Genomic DNA, 22970 nt, shown 5'->3' on the forward strand with positions numbered 1-22970 from the left:
CGACGTCCACGGCCCGGAAGGACGTCACCAGTCCGAGTTGGTCGCGCCCAGACTCAGCAGGACCTGGTCGAAGGTGTTGCCGTCGTTGTCATCGGTGTACGACATCGCGAGCGAGCCGAACGGGGAGGAGGCCACCGCGGCCTGTTCCTGCCGGCCGGCCGTGACCTGGCTGACGGACTGGGCCGGCAGCCGGCCGGCGAAGGTGCCGTCGGGGTTGAGGCCCCGGGCCCAGACCGCCGGATCGGTGCCGGCGACGCTCCAGCCGACCACGGCGTCGCGCTGGTCGTCGATGCCGACGGTGGGGTTGCCGGCTCCGGCGCCGGTGGAGATCTCGGCCTCGGCCGAGCCGGGGGTGCCGGTCGCGGTGAACGACCGGGCCCAGACGCCACGGGTGCCGGTGTGGTCGGACTCCCATGCCACGGCGAAGTCGCCGTTGAAGTCGGCGGCCACGGCCGGGCGCTGCTGCTGGCCGCCGCCGAGGCTGTTGGCGCTGCGGCGGGTGAGTGCGACCGCCCCGTTCGCCTTGGCCAGCTTCACCAGACCGATCTGGTAGTAGCCGTTGCCGTCGGTGTCCTCGTCCCAGACGACGACGGCGTCGCCCGAGGCGGAGGTCGCGACGTCGGGGTTGTGGTGCGCGCCGCCGGCCGCGTTGACCGTCACCTCGTAGGCCTTGGTGGTGGTCCCGGTGAACCCGGCTGCCTTCACCGTCGCCGCCGCGGTGCCCTGGATGTCCTCCCAGACCACGGAGAACGCGACCGCGGTGGTGCTGCCCGGCGCGCCGTCCGGGTCGACCGCGACGCGCGGATGGATCTGCTGGCCGTCGGCGCTCGCGTTGGCCTGGCCGGAGCCGAGGACGGCACCGGCCGGGGAGAGCACCCGGTAGGTGATGTTGTAGAGCCCGTTGCCGTCCGGGTCCTCCGCCCACACCACGACGGCGTTGCCGCGGTCGTCGAGTCCCACGTCGGGCTGGAGGTGCCGCCAGGCCACGCCCGCGGTCCCGCCGGCCGAGAGCTTCGACTCGTAGGCGGGGACGCCGTTGCGGAACACCCGCACCCACACGTCGCTGTGCGCGTTGTCGGCCGGGTCGGTCGAGTCGCGGTCGTCCTCCCAGACCACCGCGACGTCGCCGAGGCGGTTGGCCGCGATCGAGGAGCTGTCCTGGTCGCCGGTGGAGGTGCTGTTCGCGGTCACCCAGGACGAGGGCCCGGCCGCCGAGGCCGGGGTGACCATGGCGAGGACCGCGGCGAGGCCGGCGACCGCCGCGCCGAGTACGGAGAGCTTACGCATCGGCCAACCCCGGCTGTCCGTCGTGGATGACAAAGGTCCGGGCGGTGGTCGCCGCAGCGCCGTGCTCGGTCACCGTCGCCACCGACCGGAAGTCGGCGGTGAGCTGCGACGGCGTGATGCGCGTGCGGACGTAGCCGCGCTGGTTGGAGTAGAAGCGCAGGTGCGGGTTGAGCGACCCGTTGGGAATCGCCGTGGTGGTGCTTCCGTTGCCACCGCTGGTGATGGAGGTGCAGACGAGCTCGGAGCCGATCGTCGCCGACGACGCGTCGGCGTAGTCGGCCTTGAGGTCGTTGCCCCACGACGCGTGCACGTCGCCGGTGAGCACGACCGGGTTGCGTACGGCCCGGTCGACGATGCCCTGCTGGATCCGCGACCGGCTCGCCCGGTACCCGTCCCAGGCGTCCATGTTCATCGCGCCGGCGGAGTTCACGTTGCGGGCGAAGAAGACCTGCTGGCCGATCAGGTCCCAGGTGCTCAGGTGCTGGCCGAGTCCGTCCAGCAGCCAGGCCTCCTGGGCCGCGCCGGTGAGCGAACGGCTGGTCAGGTCGGCGTCGGCGCAGACCTTCGTCCCGTCGCCGCAGGCCTGGTCGTCGCGGAACTGGCGGGTGTCGAGCATGTGGAACGTGGCGAGGGTGCCCCAGCGGACCCGGCGGTAGAGCTGGATGCTGTTGCCGGACGGCGTCGCGGCGGCCCGCAGCGGCATGTTCTCGAAGTACGCCTGGTACGCGGCGGTGCGGCGCGCGGTCCACTGGGCGGCCGTCAGCACGGGGCTGCTGTCGGCGCGGACCATGTTGGCGTAGTTGTTCTCCACCTCGTGGTCGTCCGGCACCACCAGCCACGGCGCGATCGCGTGCGCGGCCTGGAGGTCCGGGTCGGTGCGGTAGAGCGCGTAGCGGCGGCGGTAGTCGGCCAGCGACACGATCTCGCTGCCGAGGTGCTGGCGCACCCCGCCGGTGCCGGCGCCGCCCTCGTAGATGTAGTCGCCCAGGTGCAGGATCAGGTCGGGGCGGTCGTCGGCCATCCGCCGGTAGGCGGTGTAGTAGCCGCTCTCGTAGTGGGCGCACGAGGCGAAGGCCATCGTGAAGTCGCGCCCGACGGTGCCCGGCGCGGGCGCGGTGCGGGTCCGGCCCACCGGGGAGATGAATCCCTGGGCCCGGAAACGGTAGTAGTACTCCGCGTCCGGCGCGAGTCCGCCGGCGAGCACGTGCACCGAGTGGGCCTGCGCGTAGCGGGCGGTGAACGTGCCGGAGCTGACGAGGGTGGTGAAGCTCTGGCTGGTCGACACCTGCCAGTCGACGACGACGTCCGAGTTGGGCATGCCGCCCTGGCCGTCCGCGTTGGTCGGGCTGGGGGCCAGACGCGTCCAGAGCACCACGCTGGTGTCGTCCGGCTCCCCGGAGGCGACGCCGAGCGTGAAGGGGAAGGGAGTGGTGGCGGCGGCCGACGACTGGGCCAGCGCCCCGACCTGGAGCACGGCGGCGCCCGCGGTGGTGAGCCCGCCTAAGATGAAGATGCGGCGACTGAGGTTTCTCATGGCCGCTCATGCTCGCGGGCCCAGGTGAACTGCCGCCCCTGCCGCAGGGACCGTCAAGTGACGGGTGAACGGCGCGAGTTGCTGAGTGTTGGTGCAACCGTCCACCTCGTGGTGATGTCGAGGAGGTCGACGGAGGAGACGGTGAAGGTCGCGTCACCGGAGGCGGGCCGCACCCGGGGGATCCTGGTCCCGCCCGCCGCCGCCGACAGCACCCCGACAGCACCCCGACAGCACCCGCACGGCACCCCGGCGGCGGGCCGACGGGCGGGCCGCTCACCCGGAGCCGGCGGGCCCGTCAGGGCGCACCGCGCAGGGCGGACGGACCCGGCGCCCCCACCCGTGGTGGCGCGAGGTGCCCGCCGTCCCCGAAGCCGAGCACGGCGACGCGCGCCGGATCGACGGGTTCGTCTGCACGGCCCCCTCCTCCGTCGTGTCGTGCCCGGCAGCAGCGGCCGCCGGTGGCCGGCCGGCCGACCGGGGACCGGCCACCGCGCGCGTCCGCACTCAGCCGGTGACGGTGAGGCGGAAGGACTGGGCGGGGCCGCCGGTGCAGGTCCACTGCTGGAGGCGGGCGCCGTCGGCGGTGGACACGTCCGTCACGTCGAGGCACTTGCCGCTGTTGCGGGCGACGAGGGTGTAGCTGCCGTCGGCCTGCCGGGTGGGCCTGAACTGCTGGTTGGCGCCGCCGCCGTACTGCCAGGTCTGGATCTTGGCGCCGTCGGCGGCCGAGACACCGGTCACGTCGAGGGCCTGGGCGGAGGAGGCCCGGTTGGTGACCCGGTAGTAGCCGCCGTCGGTGGCGGTGAACTGCCACTGCTGGTTGGCGCCCGAGCCGCAGGCCCACTGCTGGACGGCGCTGCCGTTGGCGGTGCCGGCATCGTCCACGCACTTACCGGAGTTCACGTTGGCGACGGTGTACCAGGCGGAGGTGTCGACCGGGCCGCTGCCGGTGGGGCCGGGCGACGGGCTCGTGGTCGGGCCGGGGGTGCCGGCGGGGGCACCGGGCCAGGTGAAGGTGGCGACGGCGCCGGCCGGCAGGTCGTAGGCCAGCGAGCGGCCGTTCTCGCTGACCGAGAAGTGCTGGGTGGTGGAGGTGGCGTTGAGGACGACGTCGCCGCGCGAGCCGTCGGGGTTGAGGAAGGCGACGTTCTGGAGGCCACCGCTGCCCTGGCTGGTGGAGCCGATGCGGTGCGCGCCGCTCTGGGCGAACTTGGCGATGTGGCCGAGGAGGTAGTACTCGGCGTTCTTGGTGTAGGTGCCGTTCGCGATCTCCACGACGCCGTTGCACTTCGTCCCGCAACCGCCGTACTGCGGGCCTCCGTTGGCGTCGAGCGCCATGTTCCACAGGACGACGCTCCGCCCGCCGGAGCGCAGGTTGCGGATGACCAGGTTCTCGGTCTGCCACTTGAGCGTGTCGGCGAAGGTGCCGGCCTTGTCGGCCGAGTCGGTGCCGGAGCACTCGGTGAACATGACGGCCTTCCCGGCGTTCGCGACCTGCTGCTCGGCCTCGGGCTGGCCGCCGTAGCAGTGGAAGGCCGCGCCCTTGAGCCGGGCCACGCCGCTGTCCTGGGAGAGCACCGTGAGCGGGTAGTTCGGGTGGTCCCAGTTGTGGTCGTACGCGAAGACGTTGGTGGGCAGGCCGGCCACGGTCAGCCTGCCGTCGAGGACCTTGACGAAGTCGGCCTGCTGGGTGGCGGTCATCCCCATCGACGGGTAACTCGTCTGGAACTCGGGCTCGTTGGCGACGGTGAGGTCGGTGATGGGGGCGCCGGCGGCCTGGTAGGCCTGGAGCGCCCTGACCAGGTAGTCGGCGTAGGCCCCGTAGTTCTCCGGCTTGAGGCTGCCGCCGTTGAGCGAGTTGCTGTCCTTCATCCAGGCGGGTGCGGACCACGGGGTGCCCATGATGCGGATGCCGGGGTTGACCGCGCGTGCCTGGTTGACCACGGGCAGGATCTCCTGCTGGTCGCGGGCGATGCTGAAGGAGCCCTTGGTGTCCTCGTAGGAGTAGAAGGGCAGCTTGGCGACGAAGTCGGAGGCGCCGAGCGGCTGGCGCAGGTAGTCCAGGCCGATGCCGCCGCCCGTACCGAACAGGTCGTTCATGAGGCTGCTGCGGGTGCCCGCGGGCAGGCCGGCGACCAGGTGGGCGGCGGACTCGGTGAAGGAGGCGCCGAACCCGACCAGGGGCTGCTGGACGTCGCCGGCGTTGACCGCGATGTCGGTGCCCTGCGGGCTGGTGGAGGAGAAGGTGGCGTCGCCGACGCGGGCGAGCTTGCTGGACCCGTCGGCGGTGGTGATCCAGACCTGGGCGGTGGTGTCGGCGGCGTGCGCGGTGCTGCCGGCGGTGGCCAGCCCGGCGCCGGCGAGGACCAGGGCGGCGGTGGCGGCGGCGACCCTGGTACGGGTAGTGCGGGAGGTGCGGGAGCGGTGCGGTGCGTGCATGCTGCGGCTCCTGACGGGGTGGGGGGTGCGGTCGGACCCGGGCACGCCGAAGCGACCCGGCGAGGGGATGGCGAGGCGGATGGCGAGGCGGATGCGGGTGCGACCGGGCCGGGGACGGGGCGCCGTGCGGGACGGCGCCCCGTCCGGGGGCACGGCGCGGCGGGCCGGCGCCTCCGGGAGGTGGCGGCCACTGGCGGCGCCGGGGCCGGTGGGAGGCGGTGCGGGCCGGTGGGCCGGTGGCAGCCGGGTGGGGCGGTGCGGGCGGGTCGGTCAGTGCGAGCGGTAGAGCCGGACGTCGGCGAGGCTCCACCAGGCGCCGGAACCGGCCGTGCTGGTCACCCGCAGGTAGCGGGCGCGGGTGCCGGGAACGCTGACGGTGGTGAGCTGTCCGGCGCCGGCGCCGCTGCGCAGCTCGCGCCAGCGGGTGCCGTCGTCGCTGGCGGAGAGGGTCCAGCCGCGGGCGTAGTCGCCGAGGTTGTCGCCGCTGTCGAGGGCGATCTCGTCGAAGCGGGTGGTGCGGCCGAGGTCGACCTGGAGGTACTGGCCGGGTGCCTGCGCCGCGCCGCTGGACCACCGGGTGGAGGCGTCGGCGTCGACGGCCAGCGCGGCGGTGCCGTCGTCGGCGGGACCGGCGGTGGCCCGGGCGCCGGTGAGCGGGACCTCGCGCTTCGAGGTGTTCAGGGCGCCGGACGCCGGCCAGGTGAAGGTGGCCAGGGCCCCGCCGGGCAGGGTGTACTCGAAGGTCTGCTCGCCGACGGCGACGGCGAAGCTCCGCGGCTCGTCGTTCTCGTTGTGGACCACGAGGGCGGTGGAGCCGTCCGGGTTGCGGAAGGCCACGTCGGTGAGCCGGCCGTTCCATCCGGTGGTGCCGAAGTTGGTGCTGGCGATGCGCACCGCCCCGGGCTTCACGAACTTCGACAGGTGGCCGATGGTGTAGTACTCGGCGTCGGTGGTGACCGTACCGTCCGCCCGTACGGTGAGCAGCCCGGTGCAGGTGTCGCAGCCGCCGTTGTGGGGGCCGCCGGCGGAGTCGAGGGCGATGTTCCAGTTGGCGACGGACTTGGCCCAGTTGCGGGTGGTGCCGACCGTGATGGTGCGGGCGTGCCAGGTGAGCGTGCCGCGGAAGATCTGCTCGGGGGTGTCGCTCGCGCCGTGGGAGCCGGAGCACTCGGTGAACCAGATGCCTTTGTCCGGGTGGGCGGCGTGCATGGCGCTCTGCGCGCTCGGGTCGCCCGAGTAGCAGTGGTAGGCGGTGCCGGCGACCCACTTCGCGGCGTCGCTGTCCAGGATCTCGTACGGGTAGTCGGTCTCGGGGCTCCGGCCGGGCGGGGTGGTGGCGACGTCGTCGGGGTGGGTGGTCCAGTTGTGGTCGTAGCCGAGGATCTTGGTGCGGGGGCTGGCCCTCTTCAGCAGGGGGCCGAGCGCGGCGATCACCTCGGCCTCCTGGCCGGCCGTCAGGTCGGTGCCGGGGTAGCCCCCGGGCTTGCGGTTCTGCGGCTCGTTCTGGACGGTGAGGTAGTCGATCGGCACCCCGGCGGCGGCGTAGGCCTGGACGAACTTCACCAGGTAGCGGGCGTAGGCCTGGTGGACGGCGGGATCGTCCTTGAGCCGGCCGCCGATCAGCGAGTCGCCCGTCTTCATCCACGCGGGCGGGCTCCAGGGCGTGGCCATCACCGTGAGGTCCGGGTTGAGGCGCTTGGCCTGGCGCAGCAGCGGGAGGATCAGCTTCTCGTCGTGGGCGACCGAGAAGCGGGCGAGCGGGAAGTCGGTCTGCCCGGCCGGGACGTCGTCGTAGGTGTAGTGCTCCGCCTCGGCGGTGAAGTCGGACGAGCCGACGGGCTGGCGCAGGAAGCTGACCCCGATGCCCTTCCCGGGGTCGAACAGCTTGCGCATGGCGTCGTCGCGGGCCGGTGCGGGCAGGCCGGCGAGCACGGCCGCGGAGGAGTCGGTGAGCGCGGCGCCGAAGCCGTCCATGCTCTGGAAGGTCCGGCCCGGGTCGACCGTGATCGTGGTCCGCGTGGAGGCGCCGGGGTGGAAGGCCACCGGTGCGCGGTGGTTGAGGAGTTCGGTGCGGTCGGGGGTGGTCACCCACACGTCGGCGCCGGGCGCGGCCCGATGGCCGGGACCGTGGCCGGGTGCGGCTGCGGCGGCCTGGATGCCGGTGGTGCAGGCCAGGCTGAGGGCGACGGTGGAGGCTATCGCCGCGCCGAGGGCACGTCTGTTCATGGCTTCCTCGAAAATGGAGTGCCGAATGGGATGGGCCGCGCGATGGGGCTGGGACGGGACTCCCATGAAACAAAATGTAACAAGTACGTATGCTTTTCTTGATGGGTCATAGGAAACGACCTGGTTGCCGTAGTGTCAAGCATTCGAACGCCAGAATCACGTGGATGATGCCGATGGGCGGCTCCGCCCCCATGAAACAAAAGGATGAAACAAATGGGTAGGCCGAGGTCGTCGAAGGTGACGGTGCGGGACATCGCCACGGCTGCGGGCGTCTCGATCGCGACCGTTTCCCGGGTGATGAACGGGCAGGCGAGCGTGAGCACGGAGACCCGCGAGGCCGTGGAGGGGGCGATGGCGCGGCTCGGTACGCCGCAGGCGCGCGCCCGGGTCGCCGGGCGGCCGGGCCGGGACGTACTGGTGCGCTGCCCCTACGTGCTCACCGACTACTTCGGGATCATCGTCTCCGCGGTCGCCGAGACCCTGGAGCTGCACGAACGGCAGGTGATCCTCAATGCCGGGGACGCGATACGGCCCTCGGAGGTCCTCGCCGGACTGCCCGACCGGGCCCAGCTGGGGGGCGCGATCCTGATCCTCCCGCCGGAGCCGGCGCGCGACCTCAAGGCCCTCCGGGAGCGGGACTTCCCGTTCGTGGTGATCGACCCCCGCACCCCGCTGCCGCGCGACATCGCCGCCGTGTCCGCCGCGCACTTCTCCGGCGCGCGGAGCGTCACGGCCCACCTGGTGTCCCTGGGGCACCGGCGGATCGGGATGATCGGCGGCCCCGAGGACTGGCTGGCCAGCCGGTCGCGCCTGGCCGGCCACGCCTCCGCCCTCGCGGAGGTGGGCGTCCTGCCCTCGCCGGAGCTGTGCAGCAGCATCGAGCCGACCTCCGACTGGGGGTACAGCACCGCGGCCCACCTGCTCGACCTGCCCGAACGGCCCACCGCCCTGGTCACGTTCAACGACAAGGCCGCCGTGGGCTCGCTGCGCGCCGCGTACGAGCGGGGGCTGCGGGTCCCCGAGGACCTGTCGATCGCGGGGTTCGACGACGTCTACCTCAGCAGCAGCACCGTGCCGATGCTCACCACCGTCCGCCAGCCGCTGGGGGAACTCGGCCGGATGGCCGTCAGCCTGCTGATGCGCCTGATGGACGGTCACGCGGTGGAGACCCTGCACGTCGAACTCGCCACCGAGCTCATCGTCCGCGGCTCGACCGGCCCGGTCCCGACGACCTGACGCCCCCGGCACCGCCCGCACCACGGCCGGGTCGCAGCCCCTGGCACGCCTTCACCTTCTTGAAGAACGCCAGGGGCTGCGGCGGGTCCGGACCAGGAGGCAATCGGCGCCTCCCCCTTGACGGGGCCGCAGCCACCCCACTTCAATCAGCACCTGAAGACGACAGGTGGCCAGTCGGGACACTGTGTTCACTTGTCGAACAAATACGGGCAGCCGACGGCGGCAACGGAACCGAGGTCCGGCTGTGGACCCATGAGTGTGGACCCGCAGCGGCGGCACCGACCAGCGGGAAGGCCGCCCAGGACGCGGCCGGAAGCAGGTCCCGGGGCGGGCCTTCCGTCCGCGCAAAGCCGGCGGCCGTCCTGGCGAGCCGTGCTGGCGAGCCGAACTGCGGCCTCAGGACCGCGCCTGCCGCTCCAGCGCTGCCCGCGCGAGTTCGGCGAGGCGCTTCGCGTCCGCCAGGACCTCGTCGAGCGGCGGCAGCCGCGGCTCCACGTGCGGCCCCACGGCCGCGATCGCCAGCGCCGCGTCCTCGGCCGCCCGGGCCGGGTCCTCGGCGAGAACGGCTTCGCCGCGGTGGACCCGGAGCAGGGCGACCGCGTGGAGTCCGGACAGCGTGGTTTCGTCCCCGGGGCCGAAGACCCGCTGCTGCTGGGGCACCAGCAGCTCGGCCATCCTGAGGGCCCTCTCCAACTCTCCTGCCGTGGCGTAGGCGTTGACGAGGTTCCCCGCGGAGATCAGGGTGTCGGGGTGGTCCCGGCCCAGTACCCGGCTGCGGCCCGCCAGGACTCGTTCGGAGAGCCGGACGGCCTTGTCGTGCTGCCCGGCCCGGCGGAAGGACACCGCGACGTTCGCCATGGCACTCAGGGTGTCGGGGTGGTCGACGCCCAGGACCCGCCGCAGGGCGGCCGCGGCCTGCACCTGCATGGGGACGGCGACCTCGGGGCGGCCGGCCTGGGCGTACGAGGAGGCGAGCGCGAGCCGGCTGTTGAGGGTGTCGCGATGGTCCGGCCCGAGCACCCGTTCACGGGCGGCCAGCACCTCCTCCTCGATCTTCATCGCCTCCGCCACCCGCCCCGCCTGGGCGTAGCCGGAGGCGAGTGCCGCCCGGGCGACGAGCGTCTCCGGGTGGTCGGGACCTCCGGGCCGGCCCGGGCCGTCCAGGTGGGCGCGCTCGGCCACGACCCGTTCCTTGAGGGCGAGGGCCTCCTCGAACCGGCCGGTGATCTCGTAGGTGAGGGCGAGGTTGTTCCGCGATCTCACCGTGTCCTCGTGGAGCACGCCGAGGACTCGTTCCCGTGCGGCCAGGACCTGTTCCTTGAGCGTCTCGGCGTCGTTGTGCAGTCCCATCTCCGTGTAGGAGGACGCCAGGTTGGACCGGGCCGTCAGGGTGGCGGGGTCGTCGGCACCCCGGAGGCGCTCGAATTCGACGGCGACCTGCTTCTGAAGGACGGCGGCCTCCGCCGCGCGGCCGGCCTGCGAGAGTGCGGCGGCCAGGTTCGCCCGAGCGGCCAGGGTGCTCTCGTGCTCCGGGCCCAGTTCGCGCAGATTCGCCTCCAGGTCCTCGGTCCAGTGGGCCACGGCTTCCTGGTGCAGCCCGGCATGGAGGAGGCTGAGGCCGGCCCGCTGGCGCAGCGCGAAGCCGGGGAAGAGCTGGAGGACCTCGCTGCCGACGCTCTCCCGCAGGGCGGCGGTGTTGGCCCGGAGGCTGAACGCCAGTCGGTGGTCGGTGTGGTCCTCCTCGGGCCAGAGCTCGAACAGCGCGAAGATGACGGCACTCTGCTGGCGCTGCGGTTCGGAGGTCGTGTCCCGGGCCGCGCGGGCGGTCAGCGCGTGGACCGAGACCTCGCGGTGGGCGGCGACCGGCTCCCGGTGCGGCAGGGGAACACCCGCCGGGTAGCTGCTGAGCAGGTTGTAGTTGTGCAGGACGGCGAGGACGGACAGTGCCTCGTCGGCGGTGACCGGCTGCGGCCCGGGTGCGCCGCTGTCCGGCTCTTCGGCGGTGGCCGGCAGGCCCGGGCCGTGGAGTTCCCGCACGCCGGCGGCCCGCTGTGCGGCGAGGTACCTGGTCGCGCTCCTGGTGGTCCAGAGGTCCCGGGGGTGGCCGGCCGGGTCGAGCAGGCCCGCCAGCCGGATCGCGGGGGCGGCGAGGCCCTGGGGCTCGGTCCGCTGGGCGGCGTCCAAGGAGATCAGCAGGGCCGCCGTGACGGGCCGGCCGTATAACTCGGTGTCGGCCTCCGGCGGCAGCACCGCGTCCAGGGTCCGGGTCCTTTCCCGGAACAGCTCAAGGTAGTCCGCGCAGGTGCGGTGCTGGTTGACCATGTAGGCGGCGGCGTGCCCGAGGGCGAGCGGCAGGCGTCCGAGCGCCTCGGAGAGTTCCCCCGCCCGCTCGTCGATCAGGTAGGGGAAGCCCGCGGTGGTGAGGCGTTCGCGCAGGTAGTCGACGCCCTCCTCCGGCTCGTAGACATCCATGGTGACGATCGCCCGGCCGCCGCCGGAGGCGTGGGCGCCGCGCTGCCGGGTGGTGGCCAGCACCCGGCCGTTGCCCCGCAGTGAACTCCCCGGCCACAGGGGGCCGGGGAGGGTGAAGTCCGCGACGTCGTCGAGTACCACGAGCCAGCTGCGCTGAGTGGTGCTCAGCCAGTTCAGGAAGCGGCCGGCGTCCTCCCGGACCCGGTCCGGCGCACCGGAGACGCCCGGCACCTGGACGGCGACGGCCGCCTCCGCGTAGGCGAGGAGGACGGCGACCGGATCCGCCGCGTGTGCCCAGACCACGAGGTCCGTGCCGTCGCGGACCGCCTGCCGGGCGTAGGACGCGGCCAGCTGGCTCTTGCCGATCCCGCCGCCGCCCGCGAGCACCTGGGACAGCACCACGGTCTCGTGCCCGGCGCGCATCCGGTCGATCCGCTCGCGCACGGCGGTGCGCGGCTGGAAGGCACTGGCCAGGACGGGGACCGCTCCGATCATGATCGGCCACTGCGGCGCCGGCGAGGGCGGCAGAACGGCACCCCGCGGCGGCGTGGGCCGGTTCTGCGCCGCGTTCCAGAGTGCCAGGGCCTCCGCGGTCCATTGTTGCTGCTGCTGCCGGTCGTCCCTTGAGCAGATGTCGATGACGGCGTCGACGAACTCCCAGGTGATCCCCTCACCGGCGAACCGCCGGTAGACGGTGTCGATCGAGGGGATCTTCGAATCCTTGCGGCTCCCGGGAACCCCTGCCCCGAAGTTCTCCTCGGTCAGCTTGGGGTGGAACGTCTTCACATTGAAGCCGCTCTGGATGAGCCATTGCCGCAGCAGGACGACGAGATCGTTGATCTCCTGGCTTGGCCCCTGCGGCGGAGCCCAAGGACGCCCCCCACGCCCCTTCCCGCTGTCGGCTCGTCCGTCCCCCGGACCTCTTCCCATGCGCCCCTCCCGGTCTCGGCAGCCGGTTATCGGGTTGATAGCCGGGGTTGTCGTGCCGACAACCCCCAACGGCTTTGTGTGAGCCGCGGGCTGATCCACCGTCTTATCAGCAGCCCCGCTCAGGGGACAGCCGTGAAGCCCGACCGAAAGGGGAATCGGCCATGAAGCGCCGCATCCACCGCCTCCCGATCCGCAGCTCCGCCCAGCGCCCGCCGGCCCGCCGCCGTCCCAGCCAGGCCACCGTCGCCCTCGTCAACGCCGTCGCCGCAGCCGTCAGCGGGTCCGTGGTCGCCTGGGCACTGTCGCACATCCCCTGGTGACCGGCCGACCGCCCGGGCCGGCCCGCACCAGGCCGGGCCCGGGCGGGCCCGCCCCGGCGGATCCGGGCACCGGTTGGCGGAGAAGAGCGCGGTACGGATGCCCGGGCGACGCAGGGTCCCGTACGCTGACCCACCGCCATCAAGCCACGGCCCCGGCTCACGACTCGGCACCGAGCGCCTCCCGGGCCATCCGCTGGAAGACCCGGCCCGGCTCCCTCTTCGCTGCAACCGCCTCCATGTAACGGGCGTCGAGGTCGGCCAGCCTGCCGTGACCTGCCTCGCGAGCCGCCTCGTGCCAAGCGACTCCGGCCTGGTCCAGCGCGTACATCGCGCGCCGTAGGGCTTCCGCCGCCTCTGCCACCGGCCCCGGGCCGACAACCGCGACCGCGGCGACGGCCGCGCTGAACGGCGCCCACGTCGCATGCGCCTCAGCGGCATCGGCCTCCCACTGGTCCGCCGTCGTACCGTTCGTCCGGAGCCGAGCAGCGAGCCGCCACCACCGGGCCGACACCTGCTTCGACGCGCTGATGCAAGCGCTGTACGCCTGGCGGCGTACGTCCTCCAACCGATGCTGCTGATCAATGCGCTGCTGACGTTCCTGCTGCCGAGCCTGACCGGCGAGGGTGAGCCACCCGCCTCCGGCCCCACCGAGCATGCCGATCGCCGCACCGACCACTGCTGCTGTCCCTGAGTCCACGCCGGAGACCTGCCCAGCGATCCCGCGAACAACCGGCCGGGATCGCCCGTCCTACGCACCGTAGGAGATCGATCAGACCTCACCGGATCGCCGGCAGTCACTCGGCTACCGGAGCCTGTACGGCCGGCAGCAGCTGGAACGGACCGCAGGGCAGGAGGCGGGGCGGGCCACAGCACGGGCGCTCACAACCACGGCTTCTCCCACCCGACCCCGGCCGGCCGGCTGGCTGGCCGGACCACGGGTGAGGGCGCGAGTACGGGCTCCGGCCCAGGTGCTGTCATGGGTGACCACAGGTCAAGAGCTCGCCTCGCGGGGACGTGATCACTAGGGAGTCTCACGTCGTGGTGGTGAGCCGCGCGCGCGTGCGGACGCTCGGCAGGGCCTTGTCCGAGTTCTCCGAGAGGCACTACTGATGCACCCGAGCGTTGCCCGGCCGGCCGGGATTCTGCCACCGCACTCCGGAGCCGGCGATCCCGTCGACCGGGACGAGGCGGCCCGCAGGTGGGGAACTCCGTTCCCCACGGACTACCGCGACTTCGTCTCCGCCCACGGGGGTGGGTCGATCAACCGCTCGCTCTGCATAGGGCTGCCGTTGGAGGTTGCCCAAGGACCGGACGGCCCCCTCGGCTTCGAGGAGTTGACCGCGTGCGGGTACGAGCTGCTCGACCTGGACCCCGGCGACGCCCCGGCCCTGCGCGGGATCTCGTGGGCCGTGGACTGCAGCGCCGACCAGGCGTTCTGGGACACGGCGGACCCGGATCCCGATCGGTGGACCACCCTCGTCCTCACCCGACTCGGTGGCTGGGTCGAGTACGACTGTGGCATGGCCGACTTCCTCGTCGGATTCCTGACCGGGGAGATCAGTCCGCAACCCATGGGTCTGTTCTCCCCGGACCGGCCGGTCTTCCTGAACTGGCGGGAGGAACGACGTCGCACCGAGGCGGGCATCGATCCCTGGCCCCACCTCTGACGGTCCGCACCGGTACACAGCGCAGCCGGCCGGCGGGACCCGTCTCCTGAGAAGGTCGAAGCCGCCGCGTCCGTCAGCCCCGGCACCCTGAGGTGGAGGGCACCTTGAGGACTTCGCCGCTCCACATCGGTGCCTCGGCCTGCGCCTCGGAGACCCGGTCGGCGGGGGCGGGCCCGGCCGGTCCGGCCGGCGGCTCCCCTGCCACGGGACCGGCCCGGCCACCACACTCCGCCGGGCGATGACCGGCATCATGGCCCGCCGGCTCACCCGCGGGCGGGTTCGACCGGCTCCCCGGCCCGAGCCCCTGAGCCTCCTGGCCGGACGCCCGTCCTACCGTTTCTGGGCTCTGGTCCGCTTCAGGAGAGCGGTGAGCCTCTCCTGGTCGGCCCCGCCGTTCAGTCCGGCCATGAGGTCGTCGGGGCAGAGCTGGTAGAGGTCACCCCACCACCGGCGCCCTCGGTTGTCCCAGATGCGGTACCCACCGGGCACGCCTCTGGCCACGTAACGACGCCTACTCACGCGACCCCCGCCGACAGCAGGGCCGACCCTCGTAGCCCACGTCCCCTCCCTCACCCTCTACCGGCAGCAGGCTACGGCAGATCGCGCCCGGGGGCCGATCGTTTCTCGGCCGCGGGAGACGGCCCGGCGGCACCCGCCCGCCGGTGAAGGGCCGGCGCCGCTACGACCCACGCCTCGGTTGACCGTATCCGCAGGCCGTCGGGGGGCGGCCGCGGCCGGCCACCGACGGATCGGGCCCCTGGCACCTGCCCCGCCAGGTGCTCAACAGCTCAGCCCGTGCCGGACGTACTGCGGCCCGGCCGCACCGACCTCGATCCGGTTCTCGTCGAGGCCGTTGACGATCCGCAGGCGGCCACCGGTGAAGACGAACTCCACCGCCACCGTTCCGGCGGCCAGGTCATGCTCGGCCGGCCGCAGTTCGAGGAGCGCGGTCTCCCGCAGTTCCTGGCCGACGAACGGTTCGAGGCGCTCATCGCTGTGGGACCACCGGGGTGTGAGCTCGAACCACTCCCACCCGGTGACCGACGCCGCGGTGTCGATCGTGTCCCAGCCGATCGAGAGTTCGTCGAGCTTCCAGTGGCAGAGCTCCACCCGGACGCCGTCGAAGTCCAGCACCACCGGGCAGTCGGCGAACCAGTCCCCGTCCTCGGCGAAGCGCACCAGGGCGAACCCCGTCAGCCGCCTTCCGGCGAGCGCCGCCAGGCGTGGTCCGTGCGCCTGCCGGACCGCATCGATCCCGACCAGGAAGAACGGCTCGAAACCGGAGATCCCCATATCCACAAGGCCTGAGTCTCCCTGCCTTCAGCTCGGCCGGCCACCACCGTCCGGGCGGGCGGACCGGTGGCGGCCGGGTCGGCGAACGGTCCGTCCGAGGCCAGGGCCTCGGGGGCGAGTGGGGCCACCAGGGCGAGGGCTTCGCCCGTTCGGCCGGCCTGAGCGGGTCCGGTCAGTGGAGATCGACCTCGAACGGGTGTCGGTGGTCGGCAACGCAGGAGAAGATCCGCAGGTCACCCCAGCGTCCGACCACCACATCGGTGGCGTCGTCGCTCGCGATCGTGAACAGCAGTCGCATCTCCGCCGCACACACCTCGCACTTGAACGCCCACGGCTCCGTCAGGTGCCAGGTCGGCCAACCGCCCAGCTTCCAGCCGGCGACCCGCGTGATCACGTCCTGGCCTTCCGGGCCCGTCCCGTCGACCAGCTGTTGGAGCCGGCCCCGCAGCGTGTGGGGAAGCTCTTCACGGAAGGGGAAGTCCACGAGGTGTTCGGGCTTGACGACGCACGGCTGCGGCAAGTATCCGAATTCCTCGTGGCGCAGCGGCGCCGGAGGGTTTTCGAGGACGGCGCCGACGTCGGCCGAACTCCGCCGGCGAAGCATCACCACCGGGCTGACATCCGCCTGGTGCGGTGGGGCGTCCCAGTGCTCGTTCGGGCACCACAGGATCTGCAGCACGTCGGAGCCGTCCGGCCACCACGGCCCGGGAACGTCAGCGGCGAAGAGCTGAACGACCGGCACCATCGGCGAGGCCGGTGCACCGGACGGCGACTCGCCGTCCGGTACGGAGCAGGTCGGCCACGGCTCGTCGGCGGGCCACAGCAGCGGCCCGCCGATCGAACTGTCCCGGACTCCAGGCGTTCCGCGCTCCGGATGCAGCAGGGCCGCCTCCCGGCCGTACGGGCCGAGCTCCGGCATCCGTGCGAGGATCTGCTCGACCGGGGGCCGCTGATCTCCCATCGTGGGAACCCTTCAGATCTGATGCCGCGAACAAGTGCGCACACCGTACCGTCCACGACCGACAGGACGATCACCCGGACCGGCATGACGCCGCCCTCGTCGAGGCCGTGCCCGGGACGCCCCCGACGCCCTGCGGGCCGAGCGGTCCCTTCGGAGAACGCGTCGGGCAGCGTCAGGCGGCCACCTCGGCCGGCGCCGGTGACGTGGTCCGCGGCCTCCGCGAGGAGCGCCAGGTGCGCCAGAGGAACACCGGCCAGGCGATCGCCGCCGCCAGACCGCCGACGGCGAAGGCCGTCACCAGCAGGTAGGCGGAGCCGCCCTCCGTGGAGAAGACTCCGCCGGCGGCACCGGAGTCCAGTGCTTCCGCCGTCCCGCCGACCCGCATGGAAGCCGGTTCGTCGTACAGGAGGACGTTCGTGCGCGTGGAAGTGCCGTCCGCGGCCTTCCAGCTGCCGTAGTAGTCACAGGACCCGTGGCTGCAGCTCTCCTCGGCGGCCATGAACGTCCCGGTGACTCCGCTGCCGCCGTGCGCCTTCCAGGCCGGCAGGAGATCAGGCGCGGCCTTGGCAATGCCGACGAAGGCTATGAAGGGCAAGCCGATCCAGAGGAAAATCGACATGCGCCAGTGGCGCTTTGCGGGGGAATCGCTCATGGGGGTGGAGCCTACGAGGTGGGCCGGGTTCGGTAAAATCCCTTTCCGCCGTGGCGGTCCCCGCGCAAGGGACAATGCGAACTCCGCATTCCTGGCGACGGCGGACCACCCCCAGCCAGGTACCTTGCCCTGGAAAAGGTGATGAGGATGAGACCCGTTCGCCGAGAGGATCCTCTTTTTCAGGGCATTGCGCCAACCATGTTTCCGGAGAACACGGGTGACGGTGCGTCGGCCGGATGAGCCTTGAACCAGGCAGCTGAGGTCTTGGCCGCACAGCGGCGGGAGCAACCCGTGCCACAGGAGATGGATGTCGCCGAGTTCGGGAGCAAGTCCTGGGAAATTCCTGCGAGGATCAGCCGGACGGGACGGCCGGCAACCCGGCCCGGTGGCCGAGCACCGGCCCGGCGGCCGACCGGTCACCGCCCTCGTGAGGACCGGGGCCCGCGACCGGGCCGGACGCCACCGTCTCGGGATCGACGACCGCCCGCGGCCGGGCCGGGCCCACTCACGCGTGCGGGTGTGCGGTCAGCCCTTGGTGATGCGGGTCCAGGTGAACGGGCCGAAGGAGGTGGCGGTGGTCGGGTGGTGGGCGCCCGGGGTGACAGTCAGCTTCAGCCACTCCAGCGGGACGGTGCTGCCGTGGACGACGATGCGGTGGAAGTTCGGCACCTGGTAGCCGGGGTGGCTGCTCCAGGCGTCGTAGGAGCAGACGCCTTCGTCGCCGGTGCAGGCCGAGCCCTGGGTGAGCGGATTGTCCGAGCGGTAGACGTGCGAGTCGCCCATCAGCAGCAGGACCGGCTTGCCGAAAGCGGTGGTGTGCGAAGCCAGACCGTCGACGATCGGCTCGTAGTTCGCCACGTGCGTGGCCGGCTTGCCGTCCAGGTCCCACATGTCGGCCTGGGCGGTGACCACCACACTGGAGAGGCCGCCGGTCCGGGCGAGGGTGAAGGCGGTGTCCAGCCAGCGCAGGTCGGCGGCCGTGCGGTGGGCGGCCTCGTCGAGCTGCTCCTGGGAGGCGGTCGGCGCCCCGTACCAGGGGTCGGCGTCGTTGTTGGAGCCGCCGGGCAGGTTGACCGTCACGAACAGGGTGCCGTTCTTGGCCCACAGCACGTTCTCCACGTACTTGGCGTCCTCGGGGTGCGCCCGGTGCGGGAGTTGGGCCTGCGACAGGACGCGCAGGGTGTCACTGCCGAGGGTGTGGCCGGGCCTGGCGAAGAACGTCCGGCGGACCAGGTCCAGGTTCTGCACGGGGTTGCCGGCGGCGTGGTCGACCGGCAGGCCGGTGGCCGGATCGAGGACCGGGTCGATCTGCCCCGTGGCGGCGTTGTACTTGCCGCCGCCCTCGGCGGCCTTGTGGCAGTCGGACCACTCGTTGTCACCGGGCGTGTAGACCAGCGGGTCGGCGAAGGTCCTCCAGAGCGCGGCGATCGACCGGTCGTACGCCTCGGTGCAGTACTGCTTGCCGGAGTGGATGTCGCCCACGTGGATCACGGTGCTGACGTCCCGGTCGGCGTTGACGGAGGCGATGAACGCCGGGGTCGCCTCGAACTCGGAGGTGTCGGTGGGCGAGGTGCCGTACGGGGCGTCGCCGTACACGGCCAGCGTGAACGGTGCGCGGGCGCCGTGCGCGCCGCGACCGCTGTCCGCCGTCGCGGCGGTGGCCGGCACGACGGTCATCGCGAGGGTGAGGCCCGCGGCCGCACAGATCCTGCTGAACATGCTGTCTCCCGAGGAGTCGCCCGACTTCGGGAAGCAGTATCGACCCGGCCCCAGCGGTGGCGGGCAACGCCCGGATGAACGGGAGTTCAAGAGCTGACGTTCGCCCGCCGGGTACCGGCCGACCCGGTGCGGCGGTGGGGACGGCGGCAGACCGGCCTCGCCCGACCAACCTCCTGAGGGACCCCGCACACCGGCCCGTCCCCGAGGCCGGGTCCACGGTCCGGACCCGCTGCGCAGGCTCCGGCCTCCGAGAAGCATGACAGTGCGTCAATCCTTCAACAGTCACCGGTACAGCGTGCTCATGCCGCGGCCGCACCGCGGAACCGCAGACTGGCCCGACTCCGCGACGGCGCGGCCGTCGAGACCAGTCATCCGAGGGAGCACGACATGCCACCTGCCGACGAAAGACAGATCCCCGCCGGCCCGCCCGCGGTCCAACAGCTCAGGGCCGGACCCTCCAGGTGGTCACCCGCAACCCCAACGGGACGCAGACCCTCACCTTCGCCCTGGACGGCGGCGGAACCAGCACCGTCACCGCCGACCACACGATCCTCGCCGTGCCGCTGCCGATCCTCCAGCAGCGGATCGACCTCTCGGGAGCCGGACTCGACCCGATGATGCGCGGGGTGCTCGGCCACATGGCCATGGGCGCCTGCACCAAGCTCAACATGCAGTTCAGCAGCCGCCCCTGGACCGGCACCGGCCCCTGGCCCGGCGTCTCCAACGGCGAGTGCTTCGCCGACCTGCCCTTCCAGCAGGCCTGGGACGTCACCAAGGGCCAGAGCGGCAGCAACGGCATCCTCGTCCAGTACGGCGGCGGCACCCCGGCCCGCACCCTCCACCCGCCGGCCCCCTTCACCGACGCCACCAACAGCTACACCCGCAACCTGGCCGGCACCTGCCTGAGCCAGATCGACCGTGTCTGGCCCGGTACCTCCGCCGCCTGGACCGGCCGCGCCACCCTCTCCGCCTGGCACCTCAACCCCTACTCCTACGGCGCGTACTCCTGCTGGCCGGTCGGCTGCCTCACCACGTACGCCGGCTACGAAGGCACCGCCCAGGGCAACCTCCACTTCGCCGGCGAACACACCTCGTACGACTTCCAGGGCTACATGAACGGCGGCGCCACCGAAGGCATCCGAGCAGCGGGCGAAGTGCTGGCAGCCATCGGCGCCCAGTGTCCTGCGCCGGAGATCCGTCGGCAGGTCGGGTGCGGCGTCGGCCGAATTCCTCCCCTGGCTTCCTAGAGTGATCCCATGCTCGCCGAAGACGCCCGGCCACCGGCGCGCGGAGAGGGGTCTCGACCCCTCTCCGGCACCACGCCCGACACCCTCCGCCCTCCCGCGGTCGGTCCACCCGCCGGCCCGGAAGGTGGCGCGCAGCACGTGGGGGACGTGCTGAAACCGAGGATGCGCGGCTGGCTGCACGCCGGCATGTCGCCCCTCGCACTGGCCGGCGGCATCGTCCTGGTCGCCCTCTCGCGCCCGGGTGCGGCAGCGGCGGCCTGCTCGGTGTACGCGCTGTCGGCCTGCCTGCTGTTCGCCACCAGCGCGGTCTTCCACCGCGGGACGTGGGGGCCGCGCGGGGAGGCGGTCCTGCGGCGGCTGGACCACGCGAGCATCTTCCTGATCATCGCGGGTACGTACACCCCGTTGGCGGTACTGCTGCTGCCCACCCGCCGGCAGCAGGTGCTGCTGGCCGTGGTGTGGACGGGCGCCCTGGCCGGCATCGCGTTCCGCACCCTGTGGATGGGGGCTCCCCGATGGCTGTACACCCCGTGCTACATCGCCCTCGGCTGGGTGGCCGTGTTCTACCTGCCCGACTTCGCGCGCACCGGCGGCAGCGCGGTCGTCACCCTCGTCATCGCCGGTGGCCTGCTCTACACCGCGGGTGGCGTCGTCTACGGACTCAAACGCCCGGACCCTTCACCGCGCTGGTTCGGCTTCCACGAGGTATTCCACACCCTCACCGTCGCCGCCTTCGCCGCGCACTACACGGCCGTCCTCCTGGCAGCCACCTGACCGGCGTTCCGGGCCATGCCGAAACGCCGGAGACCCGGAACCCCGGCCGTACCTTGTCCTGGAGGACTGGTGCGCCGACCGGCTGCGAGGCCCGGGATCCCGTAACCGCGTCCAGTGCCTCCCCGGCGGGCCGATCCCCCGTCCGGGCCGGAGTCCTGGGCGTCATCGAGCCTTGAGGAGTCGCAGTGAGCGCAGCAGAGCCCGACGGCGACGGCGGCCATCCGTCCCCTCGTCCCGACGGAGGGAGTGCCCTGGGCAGTGCGATGACTCTGGCGGGAACGCTGGAGGCCGCGGAGGCCGCGCCGCCCGTCGAATCGCTCGACGTGGTCGCGCGCATGCTCAAGGAGCACCTCGGGGCAGCCTCGGTGTCGTTCCTGATCACCGACTTCACCGGCGGTTCGGTCGTGCGCCTGGGCACTGCCGGCAGCGTCGAGACCGGTGAACCGGCGCGGCGCATCTCACTGCGCGGCACCCTGTACGACGACGTGATCCGCACCCAGCAGCCGAAGGTGCAGGACGGCGCCGGGAACGCGCTGGTGCGGGTCCTCGCCCCGGTGACCAACCGCGGGGACGCCATCGGGCTCCTCGAACTGTTCCTGCCCGCAGTGCCGAGCGCGAAGGTGATGCGGGAGATCAGCGAGACCGCGCACGCGCTGGCGTACATCGTCATCGCGAACCGGTCCTTCACCGATGTGTACCAGTGGGGACGGCGCACCACCCCGCTGAGCCTGGCCGCGGAGATCCAGCACCGGCTGCTCCCGGCGTCGCTGGCCTGCGAGGCGGCACAGTTCGCGGTCGCCGGGGCGCTGGAGCCCGCCGACCACGTCGGGGGCGACACCTTCGACTACGTGGTCGACCGGGACACGGTCCAGCTCTCCGTGACCGACGCCATGGGCCACGACGTCGACGCCGCACTGCTGGCCACCCTCCTCGTGGGGGCGCTGCGGCGGGCCCGGCGGGCGGGGGCCGGTCTCGCCGAACAGGCCCGCCAGGCCGACCAGGCCGTACGGGACCACGGCCGCCGGGGCTACGTCACCGGCCAGCTGCTGCGCATCAGCCTCCTCGACGGCCGGACCGAGTTCGTCAACGCCGGACACCCCTGGCCGCTGCGGCTGCGGGACGGGCAGGTGCGGGAGATCGTTCCGGAGATCGACCTGCCGTTCGGCCTCGGCGTCCAGGCCAACACCTACCGGGTGCAGTCGCTGGACCTGCGGCCCGGGGACCGGCTGGTGATGCTCACCGACGGCATGCTGGAGCGCAACGCCCAGAGTCTCGACCTGCCGGACCTGATCGTCCGCACCCGCGCCCTGCATCCCCGCGAGGCTGCCCGCACTCTCATCGGAGCGATCGTCGACGCCGGCCGCGGTCACCTGGACGACGACGCGACCATCATGTGCCTGGACTGGCACGGCGTCGACCGCCCCGAGCGCGACGCCGCCACCGGCGCCGACCTCACCGACGCGTCACGGCCCTCAAGCACCGGACCGCCCGCCCCCGGGCGATGACTCCGGGCTCCCGGTGCGCTCAGGCGGGACAGCTCGCGTCCTTCGCTGCGGCTGCGCCCCCCCTGTGCCGGCCGCCCCGGGACGCTGATCACGGCGGGCCCCGGGGCGGCCTCACCCCTTACGGGGCGCCCGCCGCTCCATGGATGGTCGCGGCGGCGGGGTCCGGACTCACGCGCAGCACCTGGGCCATGCCGGTGAGGTGCAGCAGGAATGCGACGGGCGTGGTCGGGTTCAGCAGGTGCAGTTCGGTGCCCGCTTCGCGGGCGTGGCGGTGGGCGCGGACGAGGGCGTTGAGGCCGCCGGAGTCGCAGAACCTGAGTTCGGACAGGTCCATCAGCAGCTCCCTCGGGGAGGGGTGCGTGGTCAGGGCACCGGTTACTGCGGCGTGCAGCAGCGGGCCGGTGCCCTGGACGAGGTCGCCCGCGACGTCGAGCACGAGGTCATCGCCTGCTTGCCGGAGGCGGACGTCGAGGCCGGGCGGGTCGAACGCTGTCGGAGCGGCCACTGGGTGTTCCTCGCGTCCCCGGGTCTGCCGGTCGGGGGTGCGCCCGCGAAGCGGGCAACTGACCTGACGGCCCGGCGGCCGGGGGCTGACCTCCACCGTAGCGGCCTCAGGCCCGGCGCACCACGGACGGGTATCGCCGGGCGGCCGGGTCAGGTGTCGGCGGGCGGCGGCGCGTCGGCCGGCGGACGGCGCAGTTGCTCGTT

General features: G+C 72.6%; 18 protein-coding genes. 6 read left to right on the plus strand and 12 right to left on the minus strand.

What is annotated here, in order from left to right; genetic code table 11:
* Nucleotides 1–24: 24 nt before the first annotated feature.
* The 4 genes from IE329_RS28090 to IE329_RS28105 form a co-directional block, all read right to left on the minus strand.
* Nucleotides 25–1287, minus strand: coding sequence for a hypothetical protein (locus IE329_RS28090; RefSeq protein ID WP_190213793.1), 1263 nt, complete (start codon nucleotides 1285–1287; stop codon nucleotides 25–27).
* The gene (locus IE329_RS28095; RefSeq protein ID WP_190213794.1) at nucleotides 1280–2821 is read right to left on the minus strand and encodes an alkaline phosphatase D family protein; all 1542 of its coding nucleotides are present in this window, start codon (nucleotides 2819–2821) and stop codon (nucleotides 1280–1282) included. The genes IE329_RS28090 and IE329_RS28095 overlap by 8 nt, the downstream gene beginning before the upstream one ends.
* Nucleotides 2822–3325: 504 nt before the next feature.
* Entirely contained in the window at nucleotides 3326–5260 is a 1935-nt protein-coding gene (locus IE329_RS28100) for an RICIN domain-containing protein (RefSeq protein ID WP_190213795.1), read from the minus strand.
* Nucleotides 5261–5530: 270 nt separating this feature from the next.
* Nucleotides 5531–7486: a discoidin domain-containing protein gene (locus tag IE329_RS28105; protein ID WP_190213796.1), complete on the minus strand. Its 1956-nt coding sequence runs from the start codon at nucleotides 7484–7486 to the stop codon at nucleotides 5531–5533.
* A gap of 213 nt (nucleotides 7487–7699) precedes the next feature.
* Between IE329_RS28105 and IE329_RS28110 the strand changes: the two genes are divergently transcribed.
* On the plus strand, nucleotides 7700–8722 hold the full coding sequence (locus IE329_RS28110) for a LacI family DNA-binding transcriptional regulator (RefSeq protein ID WP_190213797.1): 1023 nt from the start codon (nucleotides 7700–7702) through the stop codon (nucleotides 8720–8722).
* 396 nt (nucleotides 8723–9118) lie between these two features.
* Here IE329_RS28110 and IE329_RS28115 read toward each other — a convergent pair whose 3' ends face one another.
* A complete protein-coding gene (locus IE329_RS28115) occupies nucleotides 9119–11980 on the minus strand; it encodes a tetratricopeptide repeat protein (protein ID WP_190213798.1) in 2862 nt (953 codons plus the stop codon).
* A gap of 305 nt (nucleotides 11981–12285) precedes the next feature.
* Between IE329_RS28115 and IE329_RS28120 the strand changes: the two genes are divergently transcribed.
* Nucleotides 12286–12444 (plus strand): hypothetical protein, encoded by a 159-nt coding sequence (locus IE329_RS28120; RefSeq protein WP_190213799.1) that lies wholly within the window; start codon nucleotides 12286–12288, stop codon nucleotides 12442–12444.
* A 157-nt stretch (nucleotides 12445–12601) separates the two neighbouring features.
* Here IE329_RS28120 and IE329_RS28125 read toward each other — a convergent pair whose 3' ends face one another.
* Nucleotides 12602–13120 (minus strand): hypothetical protein, encoded by a 519-nt coding sequence (locus IE329_RS28125; protein WP_190213800.1) that lies wholly within the window; start codon nucleotides 13118–13120, stop codon nucleotides 12602–12604.
* A gap of 433 nt (nucleotides 13121–13553) precedes the next feature.
* On the opposite strand from IE329_RS28125, the gene IE329_RS28130 reads away from it, so the two are divergent.
* Nucleotides 13554–14111, plus strand: coding sequence for a hypothetical protein (locus tag IE329_RS28130; protein ID WP_190213801.1), 558 nt, complete (start codon nucleotides 13554–13556; stop codon nucleotides 14109–14111).
* Nucleotides 14112–14441: 330 nt separating this feature from the next.
* On the opposite strand, the gene IE329_RS40885 is transcribed toward IE329_RS28130, so the two are convergent.
* The 5 genes from IE329_RS40885 to IE329_RS28150 form a co-directional block, all read right to left on the minus strand.
* The gene (locus IE329_RS40885) at nucleotides 14442–14630 is read right to left on the minus strand and encodes a hypothetical protein (protein WP_229927823.1); all 189 of its coding nucleotides are present in this window, start codon (nucleotides 14628–14630) and stop codon (nucleotides 14442–14444) included.
* Nucleotides 14631–14891: 261 nt separating this feature from the next.
* On the minus strand, nucleotides 14892–15404 hold the full coding sequence (locus IE329_RS28135) for a hypothetical protein (protein WP_229927824.1): 513 nt from the start codon (nucleotides 15402–15404) through the stop codon (nucleotides 14892–14894).
* A 172-nt stretch (nucleotides 15405–15576) separates the two neighbouring features.
* Nucleotides 15577–16323 (minus strand): hypothetical protein, encoded by a 747-nt coding sequence (locus tag IE329_RS28140; protein WP_229927825.1) that lies wholly within the window; start codon nucleotides 16321–16323, stop codon nucleotides 15577–15579.
* Between the two features lie 214 nt (nucleotides 16324–16537).
* Complete coding sequence (locus IE329_RS28145; protein WP_190213803.1) at nucleotides 16538–17017, minus strand: hypothetical protein; 480 nt, start codon at nucleotides 17015–17017, stop codon at nucleotides 16538–16540.
* A 525-nt stretch (nucleotides 17018–17542) separates the two neighbouring features.
* Nucleotides 17543–18736, minus strand: a complete 1194-nt coding sequence (locus tag IE329_RS28150; RefSeq protein WP_190213804.1) for a hypothetical protein — start codon at nucleotides 18734–18736, stop codon at nucleotides 17543–17545.
* Nucleotides 18737–19197: 461 nt separating this feature from the next.
* Between IE329_RS28150 and IE329_RS28155 the strand changes: the two genes are divergently transcribed.
* The 3 genes from IE329_RS28155 to IE329_RS28165 all read left to right on the plus strand — a co-directional run bounded on the left by IE329_RS28155 (nucleotide 19198) and on the right by IE329_RS28165 (nucleotide 22262).
* Nucleotides 19198–19983, plus strand: coding sequence for a flavin monoamine oxidase family protein (locus IE329_RS28155; RefSeq protein WP_190213805.1), 786 nt, complete (start codon nucleotides 19198–19200; stop codon nucleotides 19981–19983).
* 9 nt (nucleotides 19984–19992) lie between these two features.
* Nucleotides 19993–20757: a PAQR family membrane homeostasis protein TrhA gene (gene trhA, locus IE329_RS28160; RefSeq protein WP_190213806.1), complete on the plus strand. Its 765-nt coding sequence runs from the start codon at nucleotides 19993–19995 to the stop codon at nucleotides 20755–20757.
* A gap of 263 nt (nucleotides 20758–21020) precedes the next feature.
* Nucleotides 21021–22262 carry a PP2C family protein-serine/threonine phosphatase gene (locus tag IE329_RS28165; RefSeq protein WP_190213817.1) on the plus strand — a complete coding sequence of 414 codons (1242 nt, stop codon included), beginning with the start codon at nucleotides 21021–21023 and terminating at the stop codon, nucleotides 22260–22262.
* Between the two features lie 118 nt (nucleotides 22263–22380).
* On the opposite strand, the gene IE329_RS28170 is transcribed toward IE329_RS28165, so the two are convergent.
* Nucleotides 22381–22767: an STAS domain-containing protein gene (locus IE329_RS28170; RefSeq protein WP_190213807.1), complete on the minus strand. Its 387-nt coding sequence runs from the start codon at nucleotides 22765–22767 to the stop codon at nucleotides 22381–22383.
* Between the last annotated feature and the right edge of the window lie 203 nt (nucleotides 22768–22970).

Source organism: Kitasatospora indigofera (genome assembly GCF_014655955.1).
GTDB lineage: Bacteria > Actinomycetota > Actinomycetes > Streptomycetales > Streptomycetaceae > Kitasatospora > Kitasatospora indigofera.

Bases quoted from the DNA above. Each gene is read 5' to 3' on its own strand.
- IE329_RS28090 (WP_190213793.1), bottom strand. From the start codon at position 1,287: ATGCGTAAGCTCTCCGTACTCGGCGCGGCGGTCGCCGGCCTCGCCGCG.
- IE329_RS28095 (WP_190213794.1), bottom strand. From the start codon at position 2,821: ATGAGAAACCTCAGTCGCCGCATCTTCATCTTAGGCGGGCTCACCACC.
- IE329_RS28100 (WP_190213795.1), bottom strand. From the start codon at position 5,260: ATGCACGCACCGCACCGCTCCCGCACCTCCCGCACTACCCGTACCAGG.
- IE329_RS28105 (WP_190213796.1), bottom strand. From the start codon at position 7,486: ATGAACAGACGTGCCCTCGGCGCGGCGATAGCCTCCACCGTCGCCCTC.
- IE329_RS28110 (WP_190213797.1), top strand. From the start codon at position 7,700: ATGGGTAGGCCGAGGTCGTCGAAGGTGACGGTGCGGGACATCGCCACG.
- IE329_RS28120 (WP_190213799.1), top strand. From the start codon at position 12,286: ATGAAGCGCCGCATCCACCGCCTCCCGATCCGCAGCTCCGCCCAGCGC.
- IE329_RS28130 (WP_190213801.1), top strand. From the start codon at position 13,554: ATGCACCCGAGCGTTGCCCGGCCGGCCGGGATTCTGCCACCGCACTCC.
- IE329_RS28135 (WP_229927824.1), bottom strand. From the start codon at position 15,404: ATGGGGATCTCCGGTTTCGAGCCGTTCTTCCTGGTCGGGATCGATGCG.
- IE329_RS28140 (WP_229927825.1), bottom strand. From the start codon at position 16,323: ATGCCGGAGCTCGGCCCGTACGGCCGGGAGGCGGCCCTGCTGCATCCG.
- IE329_RS28145 (WP_190213803.1), bottom strand. From the start codon at position 17,017: ATGAGCGATTCCCCCGCAAAGCGCCACTGGCGCATGTCGATTTTCCTC.
- IE329_RS28150 (WP_190213804.1), bottom strand. From the start codon at position 18,736: ATGTTCAGCAGGATCTGTGCGGCCGCGGGCCTCACCCTCGCGATGACC.
- trhA (WP_190213806.1), top strand. From the start codon at position 19,993: ATGCTCGCCGAAGACGCCCGGCCACCGGCGCGCGGAGAGGGGTCTCGA.
- IE329_RS28165 (WP_190213817.1), top strand. From the start codon at position 21,021: ATGACTCTGGCGGGAACGCTGGAGGCCGCGGAGGCCGCGCCGCCCGTC.